The 19,517-nt window shown below is 49.8% G+C and carries 18 protein-coding genes, 1 tRNA gene and 1 pseudogene; 12 read left to right on the top strand and 8 right to left on the bottom strand.

The annotated features are described in order from the left end of the window. The 4 genes from nqrE to dinB all read left to right on the top strand — a co-directional run bounded on the left by nqrE (position 1) and on the right by dinB (position 3,200). The gene (gene nqrE, locus L977_RS10410) at positions 1 to 597 is read left to right on the top strand and encodes an NADH:ubiquinone reductase (Na(+)-transporting) subunit E (RefSeq protein WP_006810004.1); all 597 of its coding nucleotides are present in this window, start codon (positions 1 to 3) and stop codon (positions 595 to 597) included. Positions 598 to 607: 10 nt separating this feature from the next. Then, entirely contained in the window at positions 608 to 1,831 is a 1,224-nt protein-coding gene (gene nqrF / locus L977_RS10405; protein ID WP_047343779.1) for an NADH:ubiquinone reductase (Na(+)-transporting) subunit F, read from the top strand. A gap of 2 nt (positions 1,832 to 1,833) precedes the next feature. After that, the gene (nqrM, locus tag L977_RS10400) at positions 1,834 to 2,034 is read left to right on the top strand and encodes a (Na+)-NQR maturation NqrM (RefSeq protein WP_014882678.1); all 201 of its coding nucleotides are present in this window, start codon (positions 1,834 to 1,836) and stop codon (positions 2,032 to 2,034) included. A gap of 107 nt (positions 2,035 to 2,141) precedes the next feature. Continuing rightward, positions 2,142 to 3,200, top strand: coding sequence for a DNA polymerase IV (dinB, locus tag L977_RS10395; protein WP_023332160.1), 1,059 nt, complete (start codon positions 2,142 to 2,144; stop codon positions 3,198 to 3,200). A gap of 55 nt (positions 3,201 to 3,255) precedes the next feature. Here dinB and pepD read toward each other — a convergent pair whose 3' ends face one another. Beyond that, positions 3,256 to 4,713, bottom strand: coding sequence for a cytosol nonspecific dipeptidase (gene pepD / locus L977_RS10390; protein ID WP_014882680.1), 1,458 nt, complete (start codon positions 4,711 to 4,713; stop codon positions 3,256 to 3,258). Between the two features lie 260 nt (positions 4,714 to 4,973). On the opposite strand from pepD, the gene gpt reads away from it, so the two are divergent. The 3 genes from gpt (at position 4,974) to crl (ending at position 7,240) form a co-directional block, all read left to right on the top strand. After that, a complete protein-coding gene (gpt, locus tag L977_RS10385; RefSeq protein ID WP_003863205.1) occupies positions 4,974 to 5,432 on the top strand; it encodes a xanthine phosphoribosyltransferase in 459 nt (152 codons plus the stop codon). 104 nt (positions 5,433 to 5,536) lie between these two features. Then, the gene (gene frsA / locus L977_RS10380) at positions 5,537 to 6,781 is read left to right on the top strand and encodes an esterase FrsA (protein WP_014882681.1); all 1,245 of its coding nucleotides are present in this window, start codon (positions 5,537 to 5,539) and stop codon (positions 6,779 to 6,781) included. 57 nt (positions 6,782 to 6,838) lie between these two features. Continuing rightward, complete coding sequence (gene crl / locus L977_RS10375) at positions 6,839 to 7,240, top strand: sigma factor-binding protein Crl (protein WP_014882682.1); 402 nt, start codon at positions 6,839 to 6,841, stop codon at positions 7,238 to 7,240. A gap of 113 nt (positions 7,241 to 7,353) precedes the next feature. Here crl and phoE read toward each other — a convergent pair whose 3' ends face one another. Further along, positions 7,354 to 8,406, bottom strand: a complete 1,053-nt coding sequence (gene phoE, locus L977_RS10370) for a phosphoporin PhoE (protein WP_014882683.1) — start codon at positions 8,404 to 8,406, stop codon at positions 7,354 to 7,356. A 305-nt stretch (positions 8,407 to 8,711) separates the two neighbouring features. On the opposite strand from phoE, the gene proB reads away from it, so the two are divergent. The 3 genes from proB (at position 8,712) to L977_RS10355 (ending at position 11,267) form a co-directional block, all read left to right on the top strand. Beyond that, positions 8,712 to 9,815, top strand: a complete 1,104-nt coding sequence (gene proB / locus L977_RS10365) for a glutamate 5-kinase (protein ID WP_014882684.1) — start codon at positions 8,712 to 8,714, stop codon at positions 9,813 to 9,815. A gap of 11 nt (positions 9,816 to 9,826) precedes the next feature. Continuing rightward, on the top strand, positions 9,827 to 11,080 hold the full coding sequence (gene proA / locus L977_RS10360) for a glutamate-5-semialdehyde dehydrogenase (RefSeq protein WP_047343780.1): 1,254 nt from the start codon (positions 9,827 to 9,829) through the stop codon (positions 11,078 to 11,080). A 111-nt stretch (positions 11,081 to 11,191) separates the two neighbouring features. Further along, positions 11,192 to 11,267 (top strand) — tRNA-Thr (locus L977_RS10355). 288 nt (positions 11,268 to 11,555) lie between these two features. Here L977_RS10355 and L977_RS23155 read toward each other — a convergent pair. Beyond that, positions 11,556 to 11,829 (bottom strand): annotated as a pseudogene (locus L977_RS23155) (IS3 family transposase); the annotation flags it as partial. Between the two features lie 538 nt (positions 11,830 to 12,367). Here L977_RS23155 and L977_RS10350 point away from each other — a divergent pair. Further along, a complete protein-coding gene (locus tag L977_RS10350; RefSeq protein WP_047625705.1) occupies positions 12,368 to 13,882 on the top strand; it encodes an RNA-directed DNA polymerase in 1,515 nt (504 codons plus the stop codon). 3 nt (positions 13,883 to 13,885) lie between these two features. After that, positions 13,886 to 14,479, top strand: coding sequence for a hypothetical protein (locus L977_RS10345; RefSeq protein ID WP_052192619.1), 594 nt, complete (start codon positions 13,886 to 13,888; stop codon positions 14,477 to 14,479). Between the two features lie 242 nt (positions 14,480 to 14,721). Here the strand turns inward: L977_RS10345 and L977_RS10340 are convergent, their stop codons facing one another. The 5 genes from L977_RS10340 to L977_RS10320 all read right to left on the bottom strand — a co-directional run bounded on the left by L977_RS10340 (position 14,722) and on the right by L977_RS10320 (position 19,212). Beyond that, entirely contained in the window at positions 14,722 to 15,189 is a 468-nt protein-coding gene (locus L977_RS10340; RefSeq protein ID WP_047625704.1) for a GNAT family N-acetyltransferase, read from the bottom strand. 296 nt (positions 15,190 to 15,485) lie between these two features. Continuing rightward, complete coding sequence (locus tag L977_RS10335; RefSeq protein ID WP_047625703.1) at positions 15,486 to 16,256, bottom strand: SAM-dependent methyltransferase; 771 nt, start codon at positions 16,254 to 16,256, stop codon at positions 15,486 to 15,488. 10 nt (positions 16,257 to 16,266) lie between these two features. Beyond that, positions 16,267 to 16,524, bottom strand: a complete 258-nt coding sequence (locus tag L977_RS10330; RefSeq protein ID WP_014882706.1) for a YjhX family toxin — start codon at positions 16,522 to 16,524, stop codon at positions 16,267 to 16,269. A 238-nt stretch (positions 16,525 to 16,762) separates the two neighbouring features. Then, complete coding sequence (locus L977_RS10325; RefSeq protein ID WP_014882707.1) at positions 16,763 to 18,700, bottom strand: putative bifunctional diguanylate cyclase/phosphodiesterase; 1,938 nt, start codon at positions 18,698 to 18,700, stop codon at positions 16,763 to 16,765. 17 nt (positions 18,701 to 18,717) lie between these two features. Next, positions 18,718 to 19,212 (bottom strand): molybdopterin-dependent oxidoreductase, encoded by a 495-nt coding sequence (locus L977_RS10320; RefSeq protein WP_032628721.1) that lies wholly within the window; start codon positions 19,210 to 19,212, stop codon positions 18,718 to 18,720. Positions 19,213 to 19,517: the final 305 nt, after the last annotated feature.

Here is a 19,517-nt window from a genome sequence, read left to right as displayed (position 1 = left end):
ATGGCTCATTACCTGAGTTTATTTGTGCGCGCGGTGTTTGTTGAAAACATGGCGCTCGCCTTCTTCCTGGGCATGTGTACGTTCCTTGCCGTTTCCAAAAAGGTCTCGACGGCATTTGGTCTGGGCGTGGCGGTCACCGTGGTGTTGGGGCTTTCCGTTCCGATTAACAACCTGGTGTTCAACTTTGTGCTGCGGGACAGTGCGCTGGTGGAGGGGATTGATCTCAGCTTCCTGAACTTCATCACCTTTATCGGGGTAATTGCGGCGCTGGTGCAAATCCTGGAGATGATCCTCGATAAGTATTTCCCGTCGCTGTACAACGCGCTGGGGATCTTCCTGCCGCTCATCGCCGTAAACTGTGCCATCTTTGGTGGCGTCTCATTCATGGTTCAGCGTGATTACAACTTCAGTGAATCCGTGGTGTATGGCTTTGGATCCGGTATCGGCTGGATGCTGGCGATTGTTACCATGGCGGGGATCCGCGAAAAAATGAAATATGCCAACGTCCCTGCCGGGCTGCGTGGCTTAGGGATCACCTTTATCACCACCGGCCTGATGGCGTTGGGCTTTATGTCCTTCTCCGGTGTGCAGCTATAAGGGCTAAAAGATGGAAATTATTCTTGGCGTGGTGATGTTCACGCTGATAGTACTGGTGCTCTCAGGGCTGATTCTGGCGGCGCGCGCGAAGCTGGTCAATTCCGGTGATGTGGTCATTGATATCAATGACGATCCCCAGAATCAGATCCGTACCCCGGCAGGGGATAAACTGCTTAATACGCTCTCCGGCAACGGGATCTTTGTCTCGTCAGCCTGCGGTGGCGGCGGCTCATGCGGGCAGTGCCGTGTGACGGTGAAAGAGGGGGGCGGTGATATTCTGCCCACAGAACTGTCGCATATTACGAAACGTGAAGCGAAAGAGGGTTGTCGTCTGGCATGCCAGGTCGCGGTGCGTCAGAACATGAAGATTGAGCTGCCGGAAGAGATCTTCGGCGTGAAAAAATGGGAGTGCGAGGTTATCTCTAACGATAACAAAGCCACCTTCATTAAAGAGCTTAAGCTGCGCGTGCCTGAAGGGGAGAGCGTCCCGTTCCGTGCGGGTGGCTATATCCAGATTGATTGTCCGGCACACACCGTGGCGTATGCCGACTTCGAGGTGCCTGAAGAGTACCGTGCCGACTGGGATAAATTTAATCTCTTCCGCTTTGTTTCCGAGGTCAAAGAGCCCGCGCTTCGCGCCTATTCCATGGCTAACTACCCGGAAGAGAAGGGCATCATTATGCTCAACGTGCGTATCGCCACTCCGCCGCCAAACGTGCCACATGCCCCGCCGGGCGTGATGTCGTCGTACATTTGGTCCCTCAAGCCTGGCGACAAAGTCACCATCTCCGGTCCGTTCGGGGAGTTCTTTGCCAAAGATACCGACGCAGAAATGGTCTTTATCGGCGGGGGCGCGGGTATGGCGCCGATGCGCTCACACATCTTTGACCAGCTCAAGCGTCTTGGGAGCACGCGTAAGATCAGCTTCTGGTATGGGGCGCGTTCCCTGCGCGAAATGTTCTATGACGATGAGTTCGAACAGCTGGCGCGTGAGAACCCTAACTTTACCTTCCACGTGGCGCTTTCCGACCCGCAGCCGGAAGATAACTGGACAGGCTATACGGGCTTCATCCACAACGTGCTCTATGAAAATTACCTCAAACAGCACCCGGCACCAGAAGACTGCGAGTTCTACATGTGTGGTCCGCCAATGATGAATGCCGCTGTGATCAAGATGCTGAAAGATCTCGGCGTGGAAGATGAGAACATCCTCCTTGATGATTTCGGAGGCTGATCATGTTGACCTTTCTGGCGACCTTTGCGGTGTTTGTGCTGGTGGTATTCGGCATGTCATTAGGCTGGATCATCAAGCGTAAAAGCATTCAGGGCAGCTGCGGCGGGATCTCTTCTCTCGGAATGGAAAAGGTCTGCGACTGCCCGGAACCGTGCGATGCGCGGAAAAAAAGAATGGCCCGCGAACAGCAGCGCATTATTTAGTCTTGTTAGTCGGGTAAGGCGAAGCCGCCACCCGACAATTCCCACGTACACTTCTCAACCCTCATTTGTTTACTGTATACTTATCCAGTTATGAGTGAGGGCTTACTATGCGCAAAATAATCCATGTCGATATGGACTGCTTTTTTGCCGCAGTGGAGATGCGTGACAACCCGGCGCTGCGGGATATCCCCATCGCCATTGGCGGCAGCCGCGTACAGCGTGGGGTGATCAGCACCGCCAACTACCCTGCGCGCAAATTTGGCGTGCGCAGCGCCATGCCGACGGCGATGGCGTTAAAACTCTGCCCGCACCTCACCCTTTTGCCTGGGCGCTTTGAAGCCTATAAAGAAGCGTCGAACCATATACGGGAAATCTTCTCACGCTATACCTCACTGATTGAGCCGCTATCCCTGGACGAAGCCTATCTAGACGTCACCGACAGCCTTCACTGTCACGGCTCCGCCACCCTGATGGCGCAGGAGATCCGCCAGACTATTTCCAGCGAGCTGAATCTCACCGCATCGGCAGGGGTCGCGCCGGTAAAATTTCTCGCTAAAATCGCCTCCGATTTAAATAAACCCAACGGTCAGTACGTCATTACCCCCGAAGAGGTGCCTGCGTTTTTGAAAACGCTTCCGCTTGGCAAAATCCCCGGCGTAGGCAAAGTCTCCGCCGCGAAGCTGGAAAGTATGGGATTACGCACCTGCGAAGATGTGCAGCGAAGCGATCTGGCTATGCTACTCAAGCGTTTCGGAAAGTTTGGTCGCGTGCTGTGGGAACGCAGTCAGGGCATTGATGAACGCAGCGTAAGCAGCGAGCGGTTGCGTAAATCGGTTGGTGTTGAACGCACGCTGATGGAAGATATTCACGACTGGTCCGAATGTGAATTCATCATCACTGAACAGCTTTATCCTGAGCTGGAAAGGCGCTTAGCGAAGGTTAAGCCCGATCTGCTCATCGCCCGGCAGGGCGTGAAGCTCAAGTTTAACGACTTCCAGCAGACTACGCAGGAGCACGTCTGGCCGCGTCTGAACAGAGACGATCTTATCGCGACGGCAAAAAAAGCATGGGAAGAACGGCGGGCAGGGCGCGGAGTAAGGCTGGTGGGGCTGCACGTCACACTGTTGGATCCGCAGTTAGAGCGTCAGTTGGTTTTGGGATTGTAGATTACGCCAATCGTAGGCCCGGTAAGCGTAGCGCCACCGGGCAACAGACGACGAATTACTTAGCAGGAATCGCCTTCAGCAACTCGGTCAGCAGGGTCCAGTAATGGCCCACACTTTCGATATGAACTTGCTCATCCGGCGAGTGCGGCCCGGTAATGGTTGGCCCGATAGAGACCATGTCCATGTTCGGATACGGTTTCTTGAACAGACCACACTCCAGACCCGCGTGGATCACCTGAATGTTCGGCGTGCTGTTGAACAGACGCTGATAGGTTTCGCGCACCAGCGCCATCACCGGAGAACTGGCATCCGGCTGCCAGCCCGGGTAGCTGCCTTTAGCGGAGGTTTTGGCACCCGCCAGCGTCCCCAAAGATTCCAGCATGCTCACCACGTACTCTTTACCGCTGTCGATCAGGGAACGGATCAGGCAGATAATTTCTGCACTGTCGTCGCTCATGGTGACCACGCCCACGTTCAGTGAGGTTTCTACCACGCCTTTCGCCACGTCAGAGTTGCGGATCACGCCGTTTGGCGTCGCGTTCAGCAACTGAACAAAGGTGTCACGAGACTGCACGGTCAGCGCGGCTTTGTCGGTAGTAACAGACTCCAGCACCACGGTCAGGTTTTTCTCTTTCGCTGACAGTTCGTTTTTCAGGATATCCAGGTATACGCTGGAGAGTTTTTTCAGCTCGTCCGCTTTTGCTGCAGGTACTGCAACGGTGGCGAAGGCTTCGCGTGGGATCGCGTTGCGCAAGGTACCGCCGTTGAAGTCTACCAGGCGCAGATCCAGCTCAGCCGCGTGGCCCGCCAGGAAGCGTGCCAGCAGTTTGTTGGCGTTGCCCAGTCCCAGGTGAATATCGCCGCCGGAGTGGCCGCCTTTCAGCCCTTTCAGCGTCAGCTTGAAGGTCTGGTAACCCGCAGGCACCGCTTCGCGTGACAGTGGCAGGGTAGAGATGAAATCAATCCCGCCCGCGCAGCCCATGTAGATCTCACCTTCTTCTTCGGAGTCGGTGTTGATCAGGATATCAGCCTGCAGCCAGTTCGCCTGCAGACCGAATGCGCCGTCCATGCCCGCTTCTTCGGTCATGGTCAGCAGCACTTCCAGCGGACCGTGCTCAACGCTGTCATCCGCCAGCACGGCCAGCGCAGAAGCCATGCCGATGCCGTTATCTGCACCCAGGGTGGTGCCGCGCGCTTTCACCCAGTCGCCGTCGATGTAGGGCTGGATCGGGTCTTTAGTGAAATCGTGAACGGTATCGTTGTTTTTCTGTGGCACCATGTCCAGGTGCGCCTGCAGGACAACCGGTTTGCGGTTTTCCATGCCTGCGGTGGCCGGTTTACGGATAAGAATGTTGCCAACCTGGTCGCGTTCAGCGTGCAGACCTTTTTCCTTCGCCCAACCCATAATATGTTCGGCAAGCTGTTCTTCATGATAGGAAGGGTGTGGAATGGAACAGATTTTGGCAAAAATATCCCACAGCGGCTGCGGAGATAATTGAGACAGTTCAGACACGATAAGTCTCCTTGTCGATGCTCTGCAAACAAGGTTGCAGGTCACAGGGTTAGCAGGTTAATAGTTACCACAAGACAGGCTTGCGAGATGCAACTGAGAATACCACTTTCTCTGCGGGCTGGTAGCATAAAGCATGTAAAAACTCAGGCAGAGGGCGCTAAACACTGGTTTTTAGTGCGTCAGATCTCTATAATCTCGCGCAACCTATTTCCCCCTCGAACACTTTTTAAGCCGTATAAAAACAGGCTGGGACACTTCACATGAGCGAAAAATACGTCGTCACCTGGGACATGTTGCAGATTCACGCCCGCAAACTGGCTGCGCGTCTGATGCCTTCCGAACAGTGGAAAGGCATTATTGCCGTCAGCCGTGGCGGTCTGGTACCGGGGGCGCTGCTGGCACGTGAGCTGGGTATTCGTCATGTCGATACCGTTTGCATCTCCAGCTATGACCACGACAACCAGCGTGAGCTGAAAGTGCTGAAACGCGCTGAAGGCGACGGTGAAGGCTTTATCGTCATCGACGATCTGGTGGACACCGGTGGTACCGCGGTGGCTATCCGCGAAATGTATCCAAAAGCGCATTTCGTCACTATCTTCGCGAAACCGGCGGGTCGCCCACTGGTTGACGATTACGTGATTGATATCCCTCAGGATACCTGGATTGAACAGCCATGGGATATGGGCGTGGTCTTTGTACCGCCTATTTCAGGCCGTTAATTTCCGCACGTAACTTTACACGCCCGGCTATGTCGGGCGTTGTTCTTTTTATCCTGCCACGCGTTACAATGGACGTTATATGACGTATCCATGGAGGCAACGCAATGACGCAGGCGAATCTCACCGAGACACTCTTCAAACCCCGTTTCAAACACCCTGAAACGTCGACGCTGGTCCGTCGGTTCAATCCGGGTATCCAGCCTGCCGTCCAGTCTGCCTTAGACGGCAAAAACGTCCCCCACTGGTATCGCATGATTAACCGCCTGATGTGGATTTGGCGCGGTATTGATCCGCGTGAAATCCTGGATGTGCAGGCGCGTATCGTCATGAGCGAGTCGGAGCGCACAGACAGCGAACTCTACGACACGGTGGTCGGCTATCGCGGCGGCAACTGGATCTATGAATGGTCTAAACAGGCGATGCTCTGGCAGCAAAAAGCCAGCCAGGAGGAAGATGCTACGCGGAGCGGCAAGCACTGGCTCCATGCGGCCAATCTCTACGCCATTGCCGCCTACCCGCATTTAAAAGGTGATGAGCTGGCTGAGCAGGCTCAGGCGCTGGCGAACCGAGCCTATGAAGAAGCGGCTCAGCGCCTTCCGGGCCAGATGCGCGAACTGGAGTTCACCATTCCCGGCGGTGCGCCCGTCACCGGGTTCCTTCATATGCCTGAAGGAGACGGCCCGTTCCCGACCGTCCTGATGTGCGGCGGGCTGGATTCGCTGCAAATCGACTATTACAGCCTGTATGAGCGTTACTTCGCACCAAAAGGGATCGCGATGTTGACGCTTGATATGCCCTCAATTGGTTTCTCATCCAAATGGAAGCTGACTCAGGATTCCAGTCTGCTGCACCAGCATGCGCTAAAAGCGCTGGAAAACATTCCTTGGGTTGACCACACCCGCGTGGCGGCATTCGGCTTCCGCTTTGGGGCGAACGTCGCAGTGCGTCTGGCTTACCTTGAATCATCGCGCCTGAAGGCCGTCGCGTGCCTGGGCCCGGTAGTCCACGCCCTGCTTAGCGATCCTGCCCGTCAGGGCAGCGTGCCGGAAATGTACCTTGACGTGCTGGCCAGCCGCCTTGGCATGCATGATGCATCAGATGAAGCGCTGCGCGTTGAGCTCAATCGTTACTCGTTAAAAACGCAAGGTTTGCTGGGACGCCGTTGCCCGACGCCGATGTTGTCCGGTTTCTGGAAAAACGATCCGTTCAGCCCGGAGGAAGAGTCACGCTTAATCACTTCGTCATCTGCGGATGGCAAATTGCTTGAGGTGCCGTTCAGCCCGGTATATCAGAATTTCGACAAAGCACTGAAAGAGATTACGCGCTGGATCGCTCAGAGATTGTGTTAATAGATTGCTAAATTTTGCTGGTTTGGTAAAACAGTGGCTTCACAAAAGGAGATCGCAATGACGTTACCGAGTGGACACCCGAAAAGTAGGCTGATTAAGAAATTTATGGCTCTCGGCCCGTATATTCGAGAAGAGCAGTGTGAAGAGAATCGCTTTTTTTTCGACTGCCTGGCTGTTTGCGTCAACGTGAAGCCTGCACCCGAAAAACGTGAATTCTGGGGCTGGTGGATGGAAATGGAAGCTGAGGAGAAACGTTTTACCTATAGCTACCAGTTTGGCCTGTTTAATAAAGACGGCAACTGGCAGGCCACCACCATCAACGATCAGGAAGTGATTGATCGCCTGGAATATACCCTCAAAGAGTTCCACGACAAAGCGAGCGCACTGCTGGCCTCTCTGGAGCTGAAGTTCGAACCCGCGGATAACTTTTCCAGCGAAGCGGTGAAGCTGACCGCGTAATGCTTTTCTCCCTCTCCCTGTGGGAGAGGGCCGGGGTGAGGGCATCAGACCGCATTCATTTCGGGCAAAAAAAATCCCGGCACATCTGCCGGGATTTTCTTATTCGGATAATCTTAGAACTGGTACGTCATACCCAGCGCAACAATATCATCGCTGCTTACGCCCAGTTTATTATCGTCGTCAATCTGGTTGATTTTATAATCAACAAATGCGGACATATTTTTGTTGAAGTAATAGGTCGCGCCGACATCGATATATTTCACCAGGTCTTCGTCACCAATCCCTTCGATATCCTTGCCTTTAGACTGGACATAGCCCAGAGACGGGCGCAGGCCGAAATCGAACTGATATTGTGCAACAACTTCAAAGTTCTGCGCTTTATTAGCAAAGCCGCCGGAAATTGGCGTCATATTGCGGGTTTCGGAATACATGGCTGCCAGATAAATATCGTTCGCGTCGTATTTCAGACCGGTAGCCCAGGCTTCTGCTTTCTGGCCCTGACCACGCGCCAGCAGGTTCTGTGCGTTGGTGCGGTCAGAGTTGGTGTACGCACCGCTGACGGCGAAATCGCTACCGCCGAAGTCATAGGTCAGAGAGGTACCGAAACCGTCACCGTTCTGTTTTTTGGCGTCACGGTTTTCGTTTTTGCCCTGGTACTGCAGCGTCATGTCCAGGCCATCAATCGCACCGAAGAAATCGGTGTTACGGTAGGTTGCAAGGCCGCTGGCACGCTTGGTCATAAAGTTGTCGGTCTGTGCGGAAGAGTCGCCGCCGAACTCAGGGAACATATCGGTCCACGCTTCGACGTCGTACAGGGCACCCAGGTTACGACCATAATCCAGGGAACCAAAGTCTTTCAGTTTCAGACCCGCAAACGCCAGGCGTGTTTTCTGAGAAGAGTCGCTTTCGGCTTTGTTACCGGCAAATTCGGCTTCCCAACGGCCATAGCCCGTCAGCTGATCGTTAATCTGGGTTTCACCTTTAAAACCGAAGCGAACGTACGTCTGGTCACCATCTTTGGTGTCATCATCGCTGATATAGTGCATCGCTTTAACTTTGCCGTACACGTCCAGTTTATTACCGTTTTTATTATAAACTTCAGCTGCGTGAACGGATGCAGAAGCCACCACGCCCATAACCACTAATGCCAGAGTGCTCTTTTTCATTTTCGATCCTGTCTTATAAACGCGCTAAAAAAATTCGCTGGACGATAAGCTCATGCTTAAGTCCCGTGAAAAAACAGGAAGGGTTTTATCGTTCTGGAATGAAACTTTTATGACAAACTAAGAATAATTTTAAAAAACTGTGATTTATTATTTCGGTAATAAATCCGTCAAATTTTGCCGCTACGCTTCCTGATCCCGCGCAACAAAGTGCTTTGTGATGTACTAAGGCAGTTGGCAACCGGGCTGACTCCTGTTAAAACGTTCGTTCGACATTACTTTCCCTTATCGTTGAACGGCAGAGAATCATGAGTGACAGCCAGACGCTGGTGGTAAAACTCGGTACCAGTGTGTTAACAGGCGGATCGCGCCGCCTAAATCGCGCCCACATTGTTGAGCTTGTACGTCAGTGCGCTCAACTGCATGCCGCAGGGCATCGTATTGTGATTGTGACTTCCGGGGCGATTGCCGCCGGGCGTGAACATCTGGGTTACCCCGAACTCCCCGCGACGATCGCCTCTAAACAGCTGCTGGCCGCCGTGGGACAAAGCCGACTCATTCAACTCTGGGAACAGCTGTTCTCTATCTATGGTATTCACGTCGGGCAGATGCTGCTGACGCGCGCGGATATGGAAGACAGAGAGCGCTTCCTGAACGCGCGTGATACCCTGCGCGCGCTGCTGGACAACAACATTGTTCCCGTCATCAACGAAAACGATGCCGTTGCCACCGCTGAAATCAAAGTGGGGGATAACGATAATCTCTCTGCGCTGGCCGCCATTCTGGCTGGAGCTGATAAACTCCTGCTTCTGACCGATCAGCAAGGGCTGTTTACCGCCGATCCGCGCTCCAACCCGGAAGCCGAACTGATCACCGACGTTCATGGCATCGACGATGCGCTACGTGCCATCGCGGGTGACAGCGTTTCAGGGCTAGGAACCGGTGGCATGGGAACCAAGCTGCAGGCTGCTGACGTGGCGTGCCGTGCCGGTATCGACACCATTATTGCGGCGGGCAGCCGCCCGGGCGTGATTGGTGACGTGATGGAAGGCATCTCTGTCGGCACCCGCTTCCACGCGCAGGAATCCCCGCTGGAAAACCGCAAGCGCTGGATATTTGGCGCGCCTCCTGCCGGTGAGCTCACCGTTGATGAAGGCGCGACGGCGGCGATTCTGGAACGAGGGAGTTCATTGCTTCCTAAAGGAATTAAAAGCGTGACAGGCAACTTCTCCCGTGGTGAAGTGATCCGCATCCGTAACCTTGAAGGTCGCGATATCGCCCATGGCGTAAGCCGCTATAACAGCGACGCGCTGCGCCGCATTGCGGGCCACCATTCGCAGCAGATCGACGCCATTCTGGGCTATGAATATGGCCCGGTTGCCGTTCACCGCGATGACATGATTATTCGTTAAGGAGCCAGAACATGCTGGAACAAATGGGCGCAGCCGCGAAGGCCGCCTCTTACAAACTGGCGCTCCTTTCCAGCCGTGAGAAAAACCGCGTGCTGGAAAAAATCGCTGATTATCTGGAATCGCAATCCGCTGAGATCCTGCGAGCCAACGAACAAGATTTAGCTGAGGCGCGTGAAAACGGCCTGAGCGAAGCGATGCTCGACCGCCTTGCGCTGACGCCGGCGCGCCTGAAAGGCATCGCTGATGATGTCCGTCAGGTTTGTAATCTGGCTGACCCGGTAGGGCAGGTGATTGACGGTGGGCTGCTTGACAGCGGTTTGCGACTGGAGCGTCGCCGCGTGCCGCTCGGCGTCATTGGTGTGATTTATGAAGCCCGTCCAAACGTGACGGTTGACGTCGCCTCTCTGTGCCTGAAAACCGGTAACGCTGCCATTCTGCGCGGCGGAAAAGAGACCTGGCGCACCAACGCCGCGACGGTAAACGTCATTCAGCAGGCGCTGGAAGAGTGTGGCTTACCGGCGGGAGCCGTGCAGGCGATCGAGAGCCCAGACCGTGCGCTGGTCAACGAAATGCTGCGCATGGATAAATATATCGACATGTTAATCCCACGCGGTGGCGCAGGTCTGCACAAGCTGTGCCGTGAACAGTCCACTATTCCGGTCATTACAGGCGGTATCGGCGTATGCCATATCGTTGTCGATGACAGCGCAGAGATTGCCCCGGCGCTGAAGATTATCGTTAACGCCAAAACTCAGCGTCCAAGTACCTGTAACACCGTGGAAACGCTGCTGGTGCATCAGGGTATTGCAAATACCTTCCTCCCGGCGCTGAGCAAACAGATGGCGGAGAGCGGCGTAACGCTGCACGCGGATGCCAATGCGCTCGCACTGCTCCAGGATGGCCCGGCTAAGGTAGTGCCAGTCAAAGCGGAGCAATACGATGACGAGTTCCTGTCGCTGGATCTGAACGTGAAGATTGTTAGCGATCTCGATGACGCGATTGCCCACATCCGTGAGCATGGTACCCAGCATTCTGACGCGATCCTGACGCGTACGCTGCGCAATGCCGATCGCTTCGTGAACGAAGTGGACTCCTCTGCGGTGTATGTCAACGCCTCAACGCGCTTCACCGACGGTGGCCAGTTTGGACTTGGCGCAGAAGTGGCGGTCAGCACGCAGAAACTGCACGCGCGCGGTCCGATGGGCCTCGAAGCTCTGACCACGTACAAGTGGATCGGCTTCGGTGACGATACAATTCGTGCGTAAATAATCACGGGTGATGCAAAAATAGCCGTTTGATTCAAAAGGGCATTGACGCATCACCCGGTTAGATCTAACCTTTTGCCCCGTGGTTACACTCGTAACCGGCCTCTCAGGGCCGATATAGCTCAGTTGGTAGAGCAGCGCATTCGTAATGCGAAGGTCGTAGGTTCGACTCCTATTATCGGCACCATATAAGAAAATCAATCAGTTAGCTTAAAAAATCTAACGGATTGTATCTTCAATTATCATCCTTGATAACACTTGGTAAACGCCTTTGCGTTGTATCGGCTCAAGGATTGCACAACGTACTGGCGGGTAGTTACCAGGCTCAAGCGCGAACAGTATTAGAACTTATGCCATCCCTTGAAGCTAAAAAAGTTGCCGGACTCTTTAAACACATCACTTGAACCCTTAGCGCTTCGTGCGGCGCTCAATGATGCTACTGGACTGACCCCATGCCCGTAGACAAATTCTGTCCTCACGGCGAGGCCTGTTTGAAGGCCTCCGGACTGACGCCGCCGAGATGGCGGTGGCGCCGGGCCCGGTTATAGAAGACTTCAATGTAATCGAAGATATCGGCCCGGGCGAGAGCCCAGGTTCTGTATATTCTTTTCTTGATGCGTTCTTTTTCAGTGAACTGAAGAACGATTCGGCCACCACATTATCCCAGCAGTTGCCACGCCGGCTCAGACTGGATGCCAGATTATTGGCCGACAGAACCGTTGCCAGTCGTCGCTGCCGTACTGGCAGCCAAAGAGAGCCACTGAACGGTTCGCCGGGAGAAACTAAAATTTTCCCGGCTTCGGCTCATTAAATTTCAGCTGCTTAAGAAAAAATGTCTATAAGAATCAGTTCCTTAACTTTTAAGTGTGCCGTCAGTTATCATGAAAAATCTCACCTAAAATTTTATATCTCTTTACTATCAATAGCTTAATTCAAGTGGTTACGATGTTGGAGTAAAGCTAAACTGAAAAAAGCTGAAATTCTTTTCACTCTTTTCAGTTCCCTGCTCGCTGTAAATCCCCAGTTGTGGCGCGGTCTGGCGCTATCATTTGTAAAAAATCCCAACTGAAAAATTTTTGCGATCTGAAAACCGCAGGCGGGTGCGGTGTAGTGCGATTTTGGTCAGGGAAGTATTTTTTGTCAGTATGACGCATTGCATGCTTTTAATGTGTTGGTAAAAAATCAATGTCAGTCAGTAACTATGGTGATGTGTCACTTGAAAAATGTTGTAGAATAAAACTACCATTTTCATGATAAAACAATAACGTTTGAGTAGGCGGGGGTTGCATGCTGGTTAAGGAGCACTATCTTGAAACTAAAAAGCTTCTCAATAATATTAAGCCAAGAGTAGTTGGTCGATGGTTATTGAATGATGGCTATTTTCCAGAGGAATACGTTTTACCCCCTAGCTTCAAAGCCGGAGGGATTAAACTAAATCGAAAACCGTATTTTGATAATCTTAATAATCTCAAAGAGAAAGAGATTGTTAATGTATCGTATCCTAAAACATCACTCACTCATCGTATTTTTGGTATACAGCATCCCAAGTTTTATCATGATATGGTTTACTGGCTTGTCAAAGATTGGCAGTTAGTAGTAAACCATCTTTTTAATGATGAAACTAAAATTTTCACATACAGTTTGCCTATTCCTGTTACTAAAACTGAGGGGTTGTCTCTGTCACCCATACGTTCTGGGAGGATGATATATGAGTGGATTGAGATGGCTGAAAGGGATCTGATTGTTGATGCAGTAAACTATAGTTACTTAGTTAGAACTGATATTACCAATTTTTATGCCTCAATATACACTCACAGCATTCCTTGGGCATTACATGACAAAAATATATCACGTAACGATAAAGAATACACTCTGTTAGGTAACAAGCTTGATAGATTGCTACAATATTCAAATGATAAAAAAACAAATGGTATATCAGTAGGGTCTGCTCTAAGTGATTTGATTGCGGAAATAATTCTTTCCAAAGTAGATAGAGATGTATCATTAAAGCTCAAGGATATCGTCTTTGTTGGTGTTAGATTTAAAGATGATTATCGAATTCTCTGTAATAGTGAATCTGATGCAAAGAAAGTATTAAAAAATATTTCTGATGAATTGAATAAATACAACTTAAATATCAATGAGTCTAAAACAAAAATAAATAAGCTACCGAATGGGCTTTACAGAGAGCATTCTAAAAAGTACTACCCGTATTCATTGTCAGGAGCAGAGTCTTTTTCATTCAGAGAGTTTGAGCAAGCGGCACTCAAGGCGTTGGATATTCATTATGAGTATCCTGGCACAAGTATACTAAATAAATTTATTTCTGAATTAACTAAAAAAGATAGATTGAAGATTATTTTCTCCAAAGATAAGGCCAAGCAACTCAAGGAAATCAAAAAATTAATAAGCCTGCTTTTCATGATAAAAAGAGAGTCTGAAAAAGTAATGGGGAATGTTCTTGCTATTATCGACCTTATTTTTCTAGAGCACAAAAAGTCACACCCTGAAATAAAAGACTTTATTAAAGGTATTATTGTCGATGATGTTAAGCGTTCTTCAGCAAAAGATTCTGTTTTCGATGTTCTTTGGTTGGTGTTTTTTACCAAGTTTAGGCAATTCGGAATGGGTGATGTATCTAAATATGTTGATAGCGTGCTTATCAATGGCAATAAGTTTTATCAATGCCTTGTTAATAATAAACCCATTTTTATTGATGACAAGTACACATTATTTAAAAAACCTAAAGATCTTAATGGAATAATGTTGATTGAATATGTTGATTTATTTAAAAGGGATTGAACAATGCATGGCGATGAGAATTATAAAAAATGGGCGAGAATATTAGAGCCAAAATCATTAAAGGAAAGAGTTATTTCTTATTCTATTTTTATTGCATCCTTTGAGTTTCTAAAAGAAATTGTAATTGGAAAATTAGAGCGTTTTTACTTAAGTTTTGGAAACGAAGATGAATTCGTAGAGTACAGGGAAAAAGTCTTAAATAGAAATAAAAGTAGACTTTATGCATCGATAAGCTGGTTGACGGAACATAACGCTTTAGAACAGTGTGATATCGAAACATTTGAACGCCTAAAAAAAATCAGGAATAAACTTTCTCATGAAATGTTTGATTTAATTCCTGAGGCTGATTTACTTAATGTAACTGTTGAGATTAATACAATAATTTCTCTCACACGAAAGATTGAGTTATGGTGGTTTTATAATCTCGATATGGCCATTGACCCAGATAGCTATCCCGCAGATCTGGATCTTGATGAAGTGATGCCTATGACCGTACTTCTCTTACAAGTCATGCGCGAAGTTGCGTTAGGAGATGAGCAGGCTGCTCACAATATGTTTGTTGAGTTTACCCGCAACTACAAGAGAGACCATACTTGATCATAATGCCCCTAAGCAGTAACCAACTGGGGGCATTTATGGGGGCATTTTAAAGATGCGAAAATTAAAAAAACAATAAAAACAATGCGTTAACCTCGTGTTTTATTCCTATTATCGGCACCATCTAAATCGACTATTTATCTTACATTCAAGTAAACCGCATTCTTCCCCTGTGCCGTATTTGTCACATTGTAATTCAAAATCCTATCAATTTTACCGAGCATTTTAGCGGTCAACTAATCTCAACCCTGTTTTTCCCCAACCGTATAAATATCAGGCCGCGTAATCGTCCAGGCATAGTTTTCCCTGTTAACGGGCTCGTAGCCAAATTTCTCATAAAGCCAGGGCGCGGTGGTAGTAAATAACATGATCCTGCGAAGCGGCTCAAACACGGGGTGACTGTGAATGTATTCCATAACCCATCTTCCAAGCCCCTCACCCTGATAGTCTTCAAGTATATAAACATCGCAAAGGTAGGCGAAGGTTGCATAATCCGTTATCAGACGAGCGAAACCAATCTGGTTTCCATTATGGTAAACGCCAAAGTTAAGGCTGTTTTCTATTGAGGAAGAGACTATGTCCAGGTGAATACCTTTTGCCCAGGTTGATCTCGTCAGATATTGATGGATGGCCTGCACGTCCAGCTTTTCTCTGTCTGTACTCACCAGGTAGTCATTCTTATACCATTCATAGTTGTCTGAAATACTCACGTTGGCTTCATCCCGGTAGAGAGAGGGAAATCTACCTTATCATTCGACTACCAACTTGTAATGCCTCATTCGTTCAGAACTGGGAACCAGGAGTTGACCAGTCAGGGCGTTTCACAAGGCAAAAAAGCCTTACCGCCCCGGAGGGGGCGGTAAGGGCAGGCGAAAGTGAGGCAATATCCTGGACAACGAAAATTGGTCATCCACTGTTTCTTCAGGCTTCTGCATAAACACGCCATCAGACTATTACCCCACGGGTTTCGACAACGATTTATACTCTGTGTGATCCGGTTTCCCCTTTAGGCGGTACCGCAAACGTCCTCCTGTCGTGCCATTAACGCAAACACGCCCCAGCCGAGGTATTCCCGCGTGTAGGTCACATGGCGTTCAGGCGCGCTTTTCAGCTCCGCTCGCACCTCCTGCGCAAAGTCATCGTCAGGGTGTTGCTCCAGCCAGCGACGCAGCGTCATCCATTTCGCGGCTTCGTATCGGTCCCAGCCTTCCTGGTCGGCCAGCACCATTTCCACCAGGTCATAGCCTTGCTGATCGAAAGAGGCGACGAGGTCGGGCAGGGTGAGAAAGTCTGCGATGGACGAGGCGCCACAGGCCCGAGCGATCTCATCCGTTGCGGGAAGCCGCCGCCAGTAAGGTTCGCCGATGAGCATGATTCCCCCGCGCTTAAGGCTTTGTGCCAGCAGGCTTATCGTTCCGGCGACGCCACCTGCAATCCATGTGGCTCCAATACACGCCGCCACGTCACATTTTTCATCCGCAACGTAACCTGCCGCGTCGTTATGAAAAAATTGAACGCGTTCGGCAACGCCCAGTTCCTCTGCGCGCAGTTTGGCCTGCGTAGTAAAGAGCGGGCTCATGTCGATGCCGGTGCCGGTAATCCCGTGGTCACGTGCCCAGGTGCAAAGCATCTCTCCCGAGCCGCTGCCGAGATCGAGAATGCGCGTGTCTGGCTTCATGCGTAACACGCGGCCCAGCGTGGCGTACTTTTCTGGCGTAAAGGGGTTATGAATGCGGTGTTCGCTTTCGCTGACGGTAAAAATACGTGGGATATCCATATTCCTCTCCTTAACGATTGTCAGGCTGAGCACGAACGTTGTTCAGCCCGGTGGTATTGATGCGGTAGGGCTGACCCTTAACGGATTTGATCAGCTTTTTAGTTTTGAGTTTTTTAAAGACGGCGAGCGTGCAATCAGACAGCAGCAGCCCTTCGCGGCTGTAGCATTCCACGGCGGTGACGCGGCCGGACGTATCGCGGACGTGCACAATACGGCCACCTTTGGCGAGAACGTGTAAGGTACGTTGTTCCTGACGCGATAAATTCATACTGGAAAACCTGTTTAATCATCATGTGCAAAACGTGCAAACACACAGCGGTGCCCGCATTCGATTTCGGCGCATTGATAATCAGTCCGGCCTGAAAGGTCGGGGAGCTGATTATCGGATGATGACATTCTCCAGCATCAAAGCCTCGGGTTGAGTTGAAAGGTATTTACGGGTTGAATGGTAACAGCTGGTGAGGGGATGTGAATACCCACGGCTGAAAAGTGTGATCCCGGTGGGATCACGCTGCACCGCTTTTTATTTTTTTGTCGACTTCAGCCTGCGGTTTTCCGAACAGATAGCCCTGCACGAGGTCGCAGCCAAGCGCCTGAAGACGTTCAAGCTGAGCTTCGGTTTCGACACCTTCTGCAATGACCCTCATATTAAGACTCTTCGCCATACCGGCGATCAGCTTAACGATATTCAGCGCTTCATCTTGCGTGGATATGGGATTCACAAAGGATTTATCTATTTTGATTTTATCAAAGTTGAGTTCACTGAGCCGTGAGAGCGATGAATACCCGGTACCGAAATCATCGATCGAAATTCTTACCCCCAGCGATCTGAGCTTTTTGAGAATAGTGACTGGCGTGTTGCTGTCACTGAAGAGTGAAGACTCGGTGACTTCTAACTCAAGGCGATTGGCCGGTAGCCCAGTCTCTTTCAGAATAGACTGCACCATCGCCGTAAAGGATTTCGTGCCTAACTGAACAGGCGAGACGTTCACCGAGATCCGTGCCGGAACCGCCCAGGAAACGGCCTCCCGGCAGGCAAGCTCAAGCACATTTTTACCGATCTCATTGATCATCCCTGTTTTTTCAGCGACAGAGATAAAGTAATCCGGCGACAGTATTCCCTTCTGCGGGTGTATCCAGCGAATAAGCGCTTCATAGCCGTAAATATCATTGCTGAATGCATCGACAATAGGCTGGTAATACACAACAAATTCATGGTGATCGAGCGCCAGCGCCATATCATGTTCAAGGGTTCTGCTTTCCTGCAGTTTTTGCAGCATCCACTGACGGAAGACTTTTATCTGCTGCGAGCCCTCTTTTTTGGCTTCGTAGAGGGCGAGATCGGCAAACTTGTAAAGATAATCAGAGCGTCGTTCGTTATCCGATAAAACAATACCCACGCAGGTGGCAATTTTTATAAGCTGGTTATTAATCGTATAGGGCTGGCTGATATGATCGCTGATCTCTTTGGCGCGTGAAACCGCAGCGCTTTCCGTCAGGCCGCTTGAGAGAAGGGCAAACTCGTCGCCACCCAAACGGTAAAACGTATCCGTCGCACTGCTCATTGAGGTAAGGCGGCGGGAGACCTGGTTCAGCAGTAAATCTCCGGCATCATGACCATAGGTATCGTTGACCTCTTTAAACCGGTCTAAATCAAATAACATCACCGTGACGGGGATATGGTTTTTATCCGCCTGAAGATTAATTTTGTTGAGATCGTCCCAGAAGAAAAGGCGGTTTTTCATACCGGTCAGGGAATCATGATAAACATCATACTCCAGCTTCGCGTTCTGAATCTGCAGCGTTTCTTTTGATATCTGTAGTTCGTCAGCCAGGCTTTTAACCTGCATGTGGGCTTTGAGAATGTTTTTATTCTGGTAGATCATTAAAAAGCCCAGAATAAAGCTTAAAATCACCAGAAGTAATGAAAGTGCGGAGTAAATATAATACAGGATTTGGATTTTTCTGTTGGATTCATTAACTGTATTAATATCTTTTGTTAATGCCGTGGCCGAAAGTTGGCTGAGCGGCGCATCAAGCATATGCATATTTTTCAGGTATGCCTGTAACTCCGAATGGCTCATTTTTTCGAGATTGCCATCCAGATACGCCAGTATTTTCTCTAAACGCGAAGCGAGTTCCTGGTGCATTTTATCGCTGTCAATATAGCGACCTAAATCCCCGCCGTTCATTAAATCGCTCTGGCTTAGCATAATTTCAAGACGCATGCGGACCTGGTCTATCGTAACGTCATCGGTATCGGTTGCGTATAGACCAAGCCATGATTCAAATCGGTAATACTCTGATACCAGTTGAGCCACGGACCAGGACTCGGTGTATTGAGTCAGTTTTTGCAACTCCTGCTGTCGATCGTAAACAAGGAATGCAATATATCCTGTCGTGATAAAAAGAGAAAAAATGATACCAACCAGTATCCTGTTCATTATGTTCTCCTGAACTGCTACTCAATCTTCATTTTGCTAACCTGCCATGCTGAACGAGAATAATAAATTTGATTATTCAACTCAGGAAGACTGTCATAAGGGTAAACAATGAACGACGGGCCTTTGTCGCGGATGCGCATATATTCGCCATTGACCTTTAAGGCAAGTATGGCGTTGTATTTTTTGAAGTCGCTAAGAGGGATGACGGTAGAGTAATCATTGAGCGCAATGACGTTAACGTTAGTACCCTTTGCCCCCACATAATCCATGAGTTTTCTCATAGGGACACCCTCAAACTTTGTACGTCCGTTATACCAGGGCGATGTCGTCTCGAAACTCACCATCCCTAGTTTTTCAAGGCTGGCGAGATCAAACACTGCTTTTCCCTCTTCGTTGGTATTTTCTATATTACCGTAAATCGTCAAAATAGGTTTTCCAACAGGTTTTGGCAGTTCACCTGCCCAGGCTAAAGTTGGCACCAGACAGCACAACAGCATTAAGGTTAATCTCATTTTGACCCCCACTTTTTTAACGAAGTATATGAATTATAATTTAGTTATCACAGTAGTTTACATATTTTGTTGAGTAGCGGTTGTTACTGCACGTTTAGTTTAGTAAAAGCCATTAAAAACAATGGGTTGGGTGGTTTTGGGGTAGGGTGTTTGATTTGTGGATGGTGCTACTGAAATTTTGAGACAAACTAACATTACTTGAATAAGCTCTTTTGCGTTTAAAAAATAATCGTTTTAAATGAGCGTTATTTTCTCACGACACAGATTTTACCTGCCCATCACAGCTAAAAAAGCGCCACCCATGG

Source organism: Enterobacter sp. ZOR0014 (genome assembly GCF_000798855.1).
GTDB lineage: Bacteria > Pseudomonadota > Gammaproteobacteria > Enterobacterales > Enterobacteriaceae > Enterobacter > Enterobacter kobei.
Note: the sequence above shows the minus strand (reverse complement) of the source record. Positions and strands in the feature narration are given on the sequence as shown.